Annotated in this window: 11 protein-coding genes; 3 read left to right on the forward strand and 8 right to left on the reverse strand. The window is 62.1% G+C overall.

What is annotated here, in order from left to right; genetic code table 11:
- Positions 1-183: 183 nt before the first annotated feature.
- Positions 184-2,346, forward strand: a complete 2,163-nt coding sequence (locus ACZRN6_RS28440; protein WP_464009375.1) for a PA5441 family protein — start codon at positions 184-186, stop codon at positions 2,344-2,346.
- Positions 2,347-2,349: 3 nt separating this feature from the next.
- Positions 2,350-3,054 (forward strand): DUF3142 domain-containing protein, encoded by a 705-nt coding sequence (locus ACZRN6_RS28445; protein WP_464009376.1) that lies wholly within the window; start codon positions 2,350-2,352, stop codon positions 3,052-3,054.
- Positions 3,055-3,102: 48 nt separating this feature from the next.
- On the opposite strand, the gene ACZRN6_RS28450 is transcribed toward ACZRN6_RS28445, so the two are convergent.
- The 8 genes from ACZRN6_RS28450 to ACZRN6_RS28485 form a co-directional block, all read right to left on the reverse strand.
- Entirely contained in the window at positions 3,103-4,545 is a 1,443-nt protein-coding gene (locus ACZRN6_RS28450) for an efflux transporter outer membrane subunit (protein WP_464009377.1), read from the reverse strand.
- On the reverse strand, positions 4,542-5,600 hold the full coding sequence (locus ACZRN6_RS28455) for an HlyD family secretion protein (RefSeq protein ID WP_322142698.1): 1,059 nt from the start codon (positions 5,598-5,600) through the stop codon (positions 4,542-4,544). Before ACZRN6_RS28455 ends, ACZRN6_RS28450 begins: the two co-directional genes overlap by 4 nt.
- Positions 5,601-5,626: 26 nt before the next feature.
- Positions 5,627-7,162, reverse strand: a complete 1,536-nt coding sequence (locus tag ACZRN6_RS28460) for an MFS transporter (RefSeq protein ID WP_464009378.1) — start codon at positions 7,160-7,162, stop codon at positions 5,627-5,629.
- Positions 7,163-7,391: 229 nt separating this feature from the next.
- Positions 7,392-8,312: a LysR family transcriptional regulator gene (locus ACZRN6_RS28465; protein WP_464009379.1), complete on the reverse strand. Its 921-nt coding sequence runs from the start codon at positions 8,310-8,312 to the stop codon at positions 7,392-7,394.
- Between the two features lie 171 nt (positions 8,313-8,483).
- Entirely contained in the window at positions 8,484-9,332 is an 849-nt protein-coding gene (locus tag ACZRN6_RS28470; protein ID WP_003218225.1) for an ABC transporter permease, read from the reverse strand.
- 12 nt (positions 9,333-9,344) lie between these two features.
- Positions 9,345-10,196, reverse strand: a complete 852-nt coding sequence (locus tag ACZRN6_RS28475; RefSeq protein ID WP_322142694.1) for an ABC transporter ATP-binding protein — start codon at positions 10,194-10,196, stop codon at positions 9,345-9,347.
- 1 nt (position 10,197) lies between these two features.
- Complete coding sequence (locus tag ACZRN6_RS28480) at positions 10,198-11,223, reverse strand: ABC transporter substrate-binding protein (RefSeq protein ID WP_464009380.1); 1,026 nt, start codon at positions 11,221-11,223, stop codon at positions 10,198-10,200.
- A gap of 14 nt (positions 11,224-11,237) precedes the next feature.
- A complete protein-coding gene (locus ACZRN6_RS28485) occupies positions 11,238-12,131 on the reverse strand; it encodes a TauD/TfdA dioxygenase family protein (protein WP_322142692.1) in 894 nt (297 codons plus the stop codon).
- Positions 12,132-12,429: 298 nt separating this feature from the next.
- Between ACZRN6_RS28485 and ACZRN6_RS28490 the strand changes: the two genes are divergently transcribed.
- Entirely contained in the window at positions 12,430-13,140 is a 711-nt protein-coding gene (locus ACZRN6_RS28490; protein ID WP_322142691.1) for a GntR family transcriptional regulator, read from the forward strand.
- Positions 13,141-13,380 lie beyond the last annotated feature (240 nt).

A 13,380-nucleotide genomic window follows, 5' to 3' on the forward strand; every position in this document is an offset into this window, starting at 1 on the left:
CTACGCTTGCGCGAACACCCGCCACTCTAGGTCAAAAGGCCTCGATTCGCCCGCTGTTTTGCGCGATTTGAACCGCCATCCGCCAATCGGACAATTCTGAATTTTGCGCGAGGCGTCTCCGATGCTTTGGCCGGATCAGGCTATGATTGCTGCCTTCCATGGATCCAGGATCAAGGACACTTCATGCGTATCGGTTTTCTGTCACCCCTGGCACTGACACTGCTCGCCACCGTGCCCTTTCAGGCCCACGCCAGTGCCGATGACTCGTGCTACCCCGACTGGCGGGTATCGCGCAACAGCCTGGACGTGTGCAGCAACCTGCCGTTCCTGAGCCCGGGTAATGACAGCCGGGTGAACCTGCGGCTGCTGCTGGCAGACAAGAACGTCATGCCGCTGGCGCCCAACGCCCTGGGCGAGCAGGACTTTTCCGAAGGCTTTGGCCCGGTGCCGTTCCCGGTGTATCGCCTCTCGCCCGCAACCGATGAGCCCGACAACAAGCCCGACGATTCGCGCACCGCCGAACTGGATGAACTGCTCAACCCGCTGGGCATCAAGCGCGATGACTACAAGACTGCCGGTGAAGCCTTCCTTTCCGGCGAAGGCAGCCGTTGCCGCAGCAACGCCGATGACAGCGCCGCCGCGTTTATCAGCCAGGCGGTGAAAGCCGATGTGCCGCAAGCCGAACGCCAATTGCTGGCCAAACTGCGCTTGCAGATGCTCGCCAGTTGCTCCTCGGACGGCATCGCCGCGAGCGAAGCCGGCCAGCTTAAATCGGCAGATGGCCAGGCATTGCTGGCCTACCTGCAAGCCGCCGGCGACTTTTACAGCGGGCGCTTCAGCGACGCGCAAAAAGGCTTTGCCGGGCTGACAGCCAGCGCGTTGCCCTGGCTCAAGGAAACGGCGCTGTACATGACTGCGCGCACCGCGCTGAACGACGCCCAGCAAAATGCCTTCGATGAATACGGCACGCCGTCGCTTGAGCATGTGGATAAGTCTGCCCTGCAACGCGCCGAGACGGGTTTCGATGAGTACCTGAAAACTTATCCACAGGGCGAATACGCCGCCTCCGCCCGTGGCCTGCTGCGCCGGGTGCACTGGCTGGCGCCCAACCCCGACAAGCTGGCAAACGACTTCGCCTGGCAACTGACCCAGGCCACCGATGCCCAGCGCAACGTGTCGCTGGATGAACTGGTGCAGGAAGCCGACACCAAACTGCTGACCAGCACCACGGCACCGGTGGGCAACCCGTTGATCCTGGCCCTCAACGACCTGATGTGGATGCGCGCAGGTGAACCGCCAAGGCTCACTCGCGAAGCCCTTGACGGGCAAAAATCGATTTTTGCTCAGGAACCGGCGCTATATGCCTACGTGCAAGCGGCGTTTGCCGTGTACGTCGAGCATCAGCCCGACCGCGCCTTGAAGCTGTTGCCACAAGACATACCGTCGAATCTCGATTATTTCGCCTTCAGCCAGCAAACCCTGCGCGGCCTGGCGCTGGAAGCCAAGGAAGACTGGAAATCCGCCGAGGCGCTGTGGCTGCAACTGCTGCCGCTGGCCAAACAACCGCTGCAACGCGACCAGCTTGAACTGGCACTGGCGATGAACTACGAGCGCAGCGGCCAACTGGCCAAGGTGTTCGCCGCCGACTCGCCGATCAACGCCAGGCAGGTGCGCTATATCCTGCTGCGCAACGTCGCCGGCCCGGAGTTGCTGCGCCAGCAGCTTGCGAACGCCAGCGACCCGATCGAGCGCCAGACCGCGCAATTCACGCTGCTCTATAAAGACCTGCTGCGCGGCCAATTCGAGACCTTCGCCGAGGACCTGAAACAACTGCCCGCCTCGGTTCCCGACGACAAGCTCGGCACCAGCCTGGGTTACGTCTACAGCGGCGGCCAGTCGTTGACGCTGTTTCGCTGGAACGGTGACAAGGCCGAGTCCGGCTACACCTGCCCGAACATTGCGCAAATCGCCAGCACCTTGCAGGCCGACCCGAAAAACCCCAAGGGACTGAACTGCCTGGGTGAATTCATCCTGCGTAACGGCCTGGACGGCATGCCGCTGGAACAAGCGCGCTCCGCCGGCAGCCTGGGCAGTACCGCCTCGCCCTTCAACGGTGAAACCTTCTCGCGGCTCGAAGGCTACAAGCAGGTGATCGGCAACCCCAAGGCCCCTCACAACGACAAGGCCTACGCGCTGTTTCGCGCCATCAACTGCTATGGGCCTTCGGGCTATAACAGCTGCGGTGGTGAAGACGTCGACAAGGCCGTGCGCAAAGGCTGGTTCCGCCAGCTGAAAACCGGGTTTGCCGACACCCAGTGGGGCAAGTCGCTGCAGTACTACTGGTAAACCGTGAAGCCCTTCTGGCTGGCCCTGCTCCTGCTGGCAAGCCCGGCCTTCGGCGCGGTGGACGCCCATGACCATGACGCGTTCTGGCTGTGGAGTGGCGTCGCGCCGCAGCCGGTGCTCAAGCAGGCGAAAACCCTGTACATCCTCCAGGGCCAGATCAACTCGACCCGCCGCGCGCCCCGACGTGGCGTGCAATTTATCGCCCAGGGCATGAGTGTGCCGCGCATCACCCAAGGCGAAATCTGGGTGGTGTACCGGGCTCACACGTTGCATTGGCCCGAGTCGGTCTACGGCCAAATGCTCGGCCAGGTGCAACGTTGGCGCGACGCGGGTAATCCGGTGGTGGGTATCCAGATCGACTTCGATGCGCGCACTCAATACCTCAACGAATACGCCGACTTCCTGCGCGACCTGCGCCAGCGCCTGCCCAAGGACTTGCGCCTGAGCATCACCGGGCTGATGGACTGGAGCAGCCATGCAGACCCCACCGCCATCGCACAACTCAAGGGCGTGGTTGATGAAGTGGTGGTGCAAACCTATCAGGGCCGCCACAGCATCCCGGATTACGCGGTGTATCTGCCACGGATGAACCGGATGGGGGTGGCGTTCAAAATTGGGTTGATCCAGGGTGGGGAATGGGAGGAGCCGGGGTATTTAAAAGGGAATGAGTGGTTTCGGGGGTATGTGGTGTTTTTGCAGAATCCTTGAGTGCCCACAGTCCGTTGACTGCAGGCACCGGGCTGGCGTGCCGGATGTTTACCGCCCGGCCGTCTGTTCCGGATACACCGACTCCCAGCCCCCGCCCAACGCTTTGTACAACCCGACCATGGCCAGGGAAACCCCGGTGGAGCTTTCCACCCACTGCTCCTGCGTCGCCAACAACGCGCTTTGCACCGTCAGCACGTTGACGAAGTCCACTACACCTTCGACGTACTGGTGCTGCGCGGTGGTGAGGGCGATCTGGTTCTGGCGTACCGCTTCGGCGAGGCTGTCGCGGCGCAGTTGGCTGGCGTTGTAGCGGGTCAACTGGTCGTCGATTTCATGCCAGGCCCGCAATACGGTTTGCTGGTAAGCCAGGGCCGCTTCCTGTTGCTGGGCTTCGCGCAGATCAAGCATGCCTTGCAGCCGGCCACCGTTGAAAATCGGCAGGCTCAGTTGCGGGCCGAAAGCGAATGCACGCGAACTCCACGAGCCGAAATCCGCCAACTGCAACGCCTGGGAGCCCACACTGCCGGACAGGGTAATGCGCGGGTAAAAGTCGCCCTTCGCCACACCAATGGAGGCGGTGGCCGCATGCAAGCGGGCCTCGGCCTGGCGAATATCGGGGCGGCGCTCGGCCAGTTGCGACGGCAGGCCGATGGCGACCTGGCACTGGGTCTGCGGCACGGCGGCATCCTTGGACAGCTCGGCATACAGGGCTTGTGGCGGCTCGCCCATCAGCAGGCTCAGGGCGTTGATCAACTGGTCCTGGCGCTGCTGCAAGTCCGGCAGGCGCGCCTCGATGGCGGCGACTTGAGCGGCGGCTTCGGCTACATCCAGGTCAGTGGCCACCCCGTCGGCCCGGCGCAGTTGCGACAGCTTCAGGCTGTGGCGAGCCACGTCGAGGTTTTGCTCGGTGACGGCCCGGGTGTTCTGCACGCCGCGCAGTTGGATGTAGTCCTGGGCGGTTTCCGCCAGCACTGACAACAGCACGGCACGGCGGTCGTTTTCGGCGACTTGCAAGGTGGCATCCGCGGCTTCGGTTTCGCGCTTTACCCGGCCCCAGAAGTCCAGTTCCCAGGCGGCAGAGAAACCCATGTCCCACTGGTTGAACGCCGAGCGGCCGTTCTTGCCCGAGGCGTCGCTCAAGCCATCGGCGCTGTTGCGTTGGCGCAGGTAATCGCCGGTGGCGTTGACGGTCGGGTAGCGCTCGGAAGTGATCACCTGGCGCGCCGCACGGCTTTGTTGCAGGCGACTGCTGGCGAGTTTCAGGTCGAGGTTATCGGTCAGCGCGCGACGGGTAAGCGTGGTGAGTTGCGCGTCGTGGAACACCTCCCACCAGCGCTCTTGCAGCGGGTCGTTGACCGCGTGGCTGGCGGCTTGTCGGCCCTGGGGTTCGGTCCATTTGCCGACAGGGTTCTGCGGGCGCTGGAAGTCCGGGCCGACGGTGCAGGCACTCAGGGTGAGCAGGCTCAAGGTGAACCAGGCAAGGCGTCTCATTGCTGCGCCACCTCACGTTGCTGGGCCGCCGCGTGGGTGTCGACGCTGGCTTGCACCGACATGCCGACCCGCAGGCGTTCGGTCAGCGCCTGGCCGGGCTCCAGGATAATTTTCACCGGAATGCGCTGCACCACCTTGGTGAAGTTGCCGGTGGCGTTGTCGGGCTTGACCGAGGCAAACGTCACGCCGGTGGCCGGTGCAAGGCTTTCGAGGTGCCCCTTGAGCACTTCGCCGTCGAGGCTGTCGACCCGCACTTCCACCGCTTGGCCAGCGTGCATGTGGGACAGTTGGGTCTCCTGGAAATTGGCCACCACGTAGGCCTCGGCCAACGGCACCACGGCGAGGATCTTGCTGCCCGGCGTCACATAGGCGCCGACCCGCACCGCCCGCTCGCCGACCATGCCGTCCACTGGCGCGACGATGCGCGTGTACGACAGTTGATAGCTGGCCATTTCCAGGGCGGCCTGGGCGCGCTTCAGACCGCCGTCTGCCGCGTCACGCTGGGCGCTGAGGATTTCCACCTGCTTGCGTTCGGCAGCCAGCACCGCCGCGGCATTGGCCAGGCGCGCGGTGGCCTGGTCGATGCGGGTCTTGGCTTGCTGGGCGTTCTGCACGGTACCGGCGCCTACGCCCGCAAGGTGGTTGTAGCGGTTCAGTTCGTGTTCGGCAAACGCCACTTCGGCGCGGTCTGCCGCCACCGTGGCCTGGGCCTGGGCGATCACCGAGCTTTGGCGCTCGAGTGTCGCGGTGGCGTTTTTCAACTGCGCCCGGGCCACCAGCGTATCGGCGTCGGCCGCTTGAGCGGCGGCGCGAAAATCACGGTCATCGATCAGCGCCAGCAACTGGCCGGCCTTGACCCGCTGGTTGTCTTCCACCAGCACGTCCTTGATGAAACCGGCCACGCGTGGCGCTACCAGGGTGTAGTCGGCGGCGACGAAGGCGTCGTTGGTACTCTGGCGCTTGCTGCCGAATACACCCGGCGCCAGCAGGTAAACCAGCACACCCACGGCGAACACGGTGATGACAGTTACGGCGATTTTGTCTTTGCGTTTCATGGCAATCCTTTTGGCTCAGTGAGCAATCAAGTCGGCGCGCGGGGCGGATAGATCCGCGTCGGCATCCAGAAAATCAGCAGGATCAACACCGCCGCGACGCCGGCCATGACGTAGTAGAGATCCGAAGAGGTGAGCACCACGGCCTGCTGGTGCAGCCGATGGGCGAGGCCGGCGGTATCGCCGTCGGCCAGGGGTGAGTTGCCCAGGCTGTCAACCAACATGGTCGAGTGAAAGTGCAGGCGGTGAGTGGTCAGCACGTCGAGCACGCCCGTGGCAACCACGGCGGCCAGACCCTTGACGGTGTTGAACCATGCCGAGGCGAACGGCCCGTCCTGTGGCGTGATGCTGCCGGTGGAGAGCATCAACAACGGCAGCACCGCCATCGGCTGCCCGAAAATTTGCAGCAGTTGCAGCCCATAGAAATCATCGCGTATCCATGCCGACGTCAGCTGCGCCCCGCCCACGCAGGACAGAATCAACATGCCCAAGCCGATGCCCAATACCCAGCGGCAATCGACCCAACGCAGGTTGCACAGCGCCGCCACCAACGGCAGCGCGATCAACTGCGGCAGCGCCATGACCAGCATCACCGGGGCAGTTTGCAGCGGACGGTAGCCTTGCACCTGAGCCAGGTAGCTGGACGGAATGAGGGTGACCGCCAATAGCACGATCAGCACCCCGGCGAGCACGATCAGCGCGAACGACAGGTTGCGTAGCCCCAGCATCTGCAACTTGAAAAACGGCATCGGGTGCGACCACTCGTTGATCATGAACAGCACCAGCAGCACCAGGCCTGCGATCAACAATGAGGTAATCAGCGGCGACTCGAACCAATCCAGGCGGTTGCCCTGCAACAGGCCGATCACCAGCATGCAGATGGCGGGGAACCCCAGCAGCAGGCCGCGCCAGTTGAACTGCTTGAAGCGCTCCAGGCGCAGCGGGTCTTGAGGCAGGCCGTAAGCCACGGCCGCCATGGCCAAAAGGCACGGCCCGACGATCTGCCAGAACGCCCATTGCCAGCCGACGTATTCGGTCCACATTGCCGCCAGCGGTGTACCCAGGCTTGGGCCGAAGGTTGCGGTCAGGGCATAGCCCGCCAGGCCGTACAGCTTGACGTTAGCCGGCAGGAAGCGCAGGGCCACGGTCATCAGCATCGGCGGCAAGGCGCCACCGGCAAGCCCCTGCACGGTGCGCAGGATCAACAGACTTTCGTAGTTCGGCGCGAACGGACACAGCACGCCGAGTACGGTGAACAAGCTGATGGCGCAGAGCGTGAAACGGCGCAGCGAAAACGTCACCGAACACCAAGGCGCGAAGGCCATCGCCGACACCGACGTCGCGGTGTACGCGGCCACCAGCCAGGTGCCTTCGTCAAAGCCGATGTACATCGCACCACGAATGTCAGCGAGGGCAACCTTGGTCACCATCTCGTTGAGGCCGGACACCAACACGGCGAGCAATACGCCCACCAGGCCGATGATGATGCGTGGGCCGAAGACGGGCGGGCTGAGGGTGCTTGGTTTGGCTGCGGCCAGGGGTGCGGGAGCAGCGAGGGAGGTCATGAACTACAACTCGGAATGGGAAATACCCGAGCAGTTTAATCAGGCTTACACATGACAAAAAAGTTACTTACAGGAAGCTTATAAGTGCACCAGACGCAATGATCAAAATATAGGCGATCTCTGTGGGAGCCGGGCTTGCCCGCGATGGCATCACCTCGCTATTCCTGAAAAACCGGTCGCCCGCATCGCAGGCAAGCCAGCTCCCACATTGACCGAGCTCACTTGCGACTCACGTGGGCTGCGCTTCCTGCCACGTCGCATTGCAGCATTCGCGCATGGTCTCGCGCAGCCACTTATGGGCAGGGTCTTTGTCGAAACGCGGGTGCCAGGCTTGAGTCAGCACCAGGGTCGGCAGGGAGATTGGCAGGGTAAACGCCCGCAGCGGCAACTTCAGGCGATTGGCACTGTAGAGCGCTTCCTTGGGCACCGGAAGGATCAGGTCGGAATCGGGCAGCATGAACATCGCCCCGTGAAATCCAGGGGCGATCATTGCGACTCGACGCTCCAGGCCCTGGGCATTGAGTGCGGTGTCGATCGGCCCACGGGCAATGCCGCGCCGGGAAATGCTGATGTGGGAATAGCTGGCGAACCGCTCGGCGGTGATTTCCCCATCGAACAACGGGTGCCCTTCCCGCGCCAGCCCGACAAAGGTGGTGGTGAACAGGTTCTGCACCTTCACTTCCGGGGTGATGGGCATGGTGTTGCCCACCCGCAGGTCCAGCCGGCCTTCACGCAGGGCTTCATCATCAGTGTCGCCTTCCGGGACGAAGCGCAGTTCGCACAGCGGCGCCATGCGTTCCATGGTGTCGAACAACCGGCCGCCATACACCCCGACAAAAAAGTCATTGGCGCGCACGCTGAACCGACGGCGCAGGGAACGCAGGTCCACTTCGTCCGCCGAGCGGAACAGCAGCGCCGCCTGCTCCACTACGTTGCGCACCTGGCCTTGCAACTCCAGCGCCTTGGGTGTGGGCACGAGGCCGCGACCGGCGCGCACCAGAATCGGGTCGCCCACGGCCTCGCGGATGCGCGTGAGGGTGCGGCTCATGGCGGCTGGGCTCAGGTTCATCCGCCGTGCGGCGCCTACCACGCTGCCCTCGTCGAGCAAGGCGTCGAGGGCGACCAACAGGTTCATATCTGGTAATTGCATGCCAAGCACTCGTGCCCAGCGGGGAGTGAGCTTGGCGCAATCGTAGCAAGCTTTTGTGTAGGAGCGAGCGTGCTCGCGAAGAGCGTTGCCGATAACGCGGGCCCCCTGAAGGGGCGCGTCGCCTGTGCATTTTTCGCGAGCAAGCTCGCTCCTACAGGGAACAGCAGGTGACTAGCGTTGCATGCCCCAGCGCTTCACGGTGACCCGCTCAAGGGTGTCGAACACCAGGTTCTCCACCAGCAACCCGATCAGGATCACCACCGCCAGGCCGGCAAACACTTTGTCGGTGTACAGCTCGTTGCGGTTCTGGAAGATGTACCAGCCAAGCCCCCCCTTGCCGCTGGTAGCGCCAAATACCAGCTCGGCAGCAATCAGCGTGCGCCAGGCAAACGCCCAGCCGATTTTCAACCCGGCGAGGATCGACGGCAGCGCGGCCGGGATCAGGATGAACAGCACGAAACGCATGCCCTTGAGGCCATAATTGCGCCCGGCCATGCGCAGGGTTTCCGAGACACCGAGAAACCCCGAATACGTGTTGAGCGCCAGTGCCCACAACACCGAATGCACCAGCACGAAGATCAGGCTGTTCTGCCCCAGGCCAAACCACAGCAGCGCCAGCGGCAGCAAGGCAATCGCCGGCAACGGGTTGAACATCGAGGTCAGGGTGCTCAACAGATCACGCCCCAGTTGGGTCGACACCGCAAGCGTGGTCAGGGCAAACGCCAGCACAATGCCGATCAGATAACCCTTGATCAGCACTACCAGCGAGATGCTGACCTTGCTCAACAGCTCGCCACTGGCCATGCCGTCGTAGAACGCACTGAGTGTCTGCAGGAAACTCGGCAGCAGCAGGTCATTGTTTTGATAACGGGCTGCCGCTTCCCAGAGGATCGCCAGCACGATCAGGATCAGGCTTTTACGCAGCCAGCCTTGTTGCCATAACCGCTGACGCCACGGCAACTCGCGCTCGACGCGAACACCCGGCAACGGTTCAAGCGTGATTTCATATTCCTGGCGCATGGTGCAAACCCTTCAATAAGCGATGCGGATATCGGCGAAACCCAGTTCGGTTTCCACCTCGGGCGCTTCATCAAACAACAGCCGATGAATGCGCCGCGCCGAAGCCTGGAACTCCACACCGCCGAGGCTATGCAGGTCGTATTGATGGCTGTGGATTTCCGCCCGCACCCGTCCGGGATGCGGCGACAGCAACAGGATGCGGTTGCCCACCACCAGCGCTTCTTCGATGGAGTGGGTGACGAACAGCAGGGTGAAGCGCACCTCTTCCCAGAGCAGCAATAATTCTTCCTGCATCTTGCGCCGGGTCAGCGCGTCGAGGGCGGCGAAGGGTTCGTCCATCAGCAAAATTTTCGGCTGCATGGCCAAGGCCCGGGCGATCGCCACACGGGCTTTCATGCCGCCGGACAGGGTGTGCGGGTAGGCATCGGCAAACGCGGTGAGTCCGACTTTTTCCAGGTAGTACAACGCCCGCTCTTCGGCCTCGCGACGCTTGAGAGTCTTGGAAGCAAGCAGCGGGAACATGACGTTCTGCTTGACGGTTTTCCACGGCGGCAGTTGGTCGAATTCCTGGAACACCACGATGCGGTCCGGGCCCGGTTGCTCGACTTTTTGCCCGAGCAAACGGATCTCGCCTTCGCAGGGTTTGATAAAGCCGGCGATGGACTTCAGCAGCGTGGACTTGCCGCAGCCCGAAGGCCCCAGCAGTACAAAGCGGTCGGCCGGGTCGATCTCGAAACTGACCTGGTGGGTGGCCCGCACGACCCGTTCCGGGGTGCGGTATTCAAGGCTGACTTTATCCACCGCCAGCAGCGCTTCGGTGGTTTTCGGGTTGCTGGCCGTGTGGCCTTGCAAGGGCGCGTTCATGTCAGCTCCCTTGCAGCGGCTTGGCGTCCTGGAAGAAATAATCCTTCCACGATTCGGGTTTGTTTTTGATCGCGCCGACGCGGTAGAGAAATTCCGCCAGCGGGTAGGTATTTTTAGGCGTGACGCTGAATTCGAACTGCGGGTTGTCGATGATTTTCAGCAGCTCGGCGCGGTCGATTTTGGCCTTGGTCACGCGGATATAGGTGTCGGCGGCGGCGCCTTTGTCGTTCTGGGCGAACTGCGCCGCTTCGGTCAGTGCCTCGACGAATGCCTTGTAGGTTTTCGGGTTGTCGTTGCGAAATTTCTCGGTGGCGAACAGCACCGTCGGCGAGTTCGGGCCGAGGATGTCGTAGGAGTTGAGCACCACATGCACGTTCGGGTTGGTCAGGGCCTGCTCCTGGAACGGCGGGTTGGAGAAATGCCCGGTCAGTTCGGTGCCACCGGCAATCAGCGCAGCCGTGGCATCCGGGTGCGGAACGGCGACGGTGTACTTGTCGAGACGATTGAACTCCTTGTCGCCCCATTGCTTGGCGGCGGCATATTGCAGGAAGCGCGATTGCACGGAAACACCCACCGCCGGTACCGCAATGCGGTCTTTTTCGGTGAAGTCCGCAATGCTCTTGACCTTGGGATTGTTGCTCACCAGGTAGTAGGGAAAGTTGCCCAGGGAGGCGACGGCTTTAACGTTCTGCTTGCCGTGGGTGCGGTCCCAGATGGTCAACAGCGGGCCAACGCCAGCGCCGGCAATGTCGATGGAGCCGGAGAGCAGCGCATCGTTGACGGCGGCGCCGCCGGACAGTTGGGTCCAGTCGACCTTGATGTCGATGCCTTCCTGCTTGCCGTATTTCTCGATCAGGTTCTGGTCGCGCACCACGTTGAGCAGCAGGTAGACGATGCCGAACTGCTCGGCGATGCGAATCTCGCCTTCAGCCTGGGCGGCGGCAGGTACGACGAGGCTGCCGGCCAGCAGGCTGACGCCCAGGCCAACCGTGGCGGCCAGACGCGCAAATGGAATTTTCTTGGACATGGTCAGGCTCCGGATCAGAAAGGCGCATCGCCCTGGATAGTGGTACGGAACAGCTTGCGCCGCAGGTGGCTCGGGCAGCCGGCCGCCAGGTGGATCAGCGAGCGGTTGTCCCAGAACACCATGTCGTGGGGCTGCCACTGGTGGCGGTAGATGTTTTCCGGCAGCACGCTGTGGGCGTAGAGCTGGGCCAGCAGGTCGCGGCTTTCGTCCTCCGGCAGGCCGACGATGCCGGTGGTGAAGCCTTCACTGACGAACAACGCTTTGCGGCCATTTTCCGGATGGGTACGCACGATGGGGTGCACCACTTGCGCCACTTGAGCCAGTTGCTCGGGGGTGAGGGTCGGGCGCCAGTTACCTTCGAACTTGGTTTCGCTGTAGCGTGCGATGTATGAATGCGCGGCGCTACGGCCTTCTACCGCCTTGCGCAAGGGCTCGGGCAGGTTGTCCCAGGCTTTGTGCATGTCGGCGAACAACGTGTCGCCACCCTCGGATGGCAGCTCCTGGGCATGCAGCATCGAGCCCAGGCTGGGCAGTTCTTTATAGGAGAGGTCCGAGTGCCAGAACTTGCCCGCGTCTCCCAGGCCGATGGATTGGCCGTTTTCGATGATGTTGGAGACGATCAGGATCTCCGGGTGGTTGGCCAGCAGGAATTGTTTGAGCACATGGATTTGCAGCACACCGAAGCGGCGGCTGAAGGCGATCTGTTGCTCGGGGGTGATGCGCTGGTCGCGGAACACGACGACGTGATGGTCCAGATGCGCGCGGTGAATGCGGGCGAAGTCCTGGTCGCCGACCGGGCGGGTCAGGTCCAGGCCAATGATCTCGGCGCCGACGCTGCCCGAAAATGCGCGGATGTCAAAGGTTTGGGTGGTGTCGGTCGCTGTTGGAACAGTAGAGGTGGCGCACATGAGTTCACTCCCGGACGGTCAGGAGAGTGACTTTATAGTCATAAGAACAGCAATTTAAATACCGTTAGTGAATAACGATATGCAGCAATACCGCTATCGCCGCGATGTGCAGGAATAAAATGAGCAGCGCAGACGTTTTGCCTGTAAGACCTGACAAATGGGGGCTGTGGGCGTGTGGAACGCGCTGTTGAGTCGCTTACAAGCCGAAACTTTGCCCGTTTGACAAGCTTGTAGACAATCACTAGTGTGCATTGGATCCAATTAGCCACCTCAGCCTGAAAAGGAGGATAGCGTAGTCGTGACGCAGAAGCCGAACCCTTTGAGCAGCATCCAGATCAGCGGGCCTATCCCCGCCCATCTCGCTCGCTCCGTGATTGAAGAAACATTGCGCAACGCCATCCTGGATGGCCGCTTGCCCTGCGGTACTGCCATGCGCCAACAAGAGCTGGCCAGCTTGTTCGGGGTTAGCCGGATGCCGGTGCGCGAGGCCTTGCGCCAACTGGAAGCGCAGTCGCTGCTGCACGTGGTTACCCACAAAGGGGCAGTGGTGGCGCCGCTGATAGAGGACCATTCGGCGGAAACCTACGCGCTGCGTATGCTGCTGGAGTCCGAAGCGCTGCGCTTGTCGATTCCCCTGCTCACGCCCGATGACATTGCCCAGGCCGGCGCCTTTATCGACGCGCTGGAACGGGAAAGCGACTACACCGAAATCGGCCGCCTCAACCGCCTTTTCCACATGGCGCTGTATGGCAAGGCGGGCAATCAGCGGTTGCTCAAGCTGGTGGAGCACGGCCTGAACGAAGAGGAGCGTTTCCTGCGCTTCAACCTCGAAGCCATGGGCCTGGGCAAGACGTCTCAGGAAGACCACCGCGAACTGCTGGGCCTGGTGGCTGAAAAGAAGGTCGACGAAAGCATCCTGACCTTGCGCAACCACCTCACCCGCGGCATGGAGGTGATTACCGGCTACCTCAAAAGTCTTGAAGAGGCTGAAGAGAACGCCGCGCTGTAAATTCTCCGTGGAACCAGGACGCCTCCTTCGACCACAAAGCGCTGCGAAGCGACCTTGGCCGATGGAGGTCAGCGTACAACAGCGCCCAGTTAAACCCTTAGTTCGAAAGAACACTTCCTACACTTCGCAGAGCCATTCAACTACAGCAATATTTCTACTCGAAAGACTTATAAAACAAAAAAACCGCCTGAATACTTAATTAGATTATTACCCATACCCCAATTCTCCCCAATCGACAGC

This window comes from Pseudomonas sp. A125, assembly GCF_055409485.1.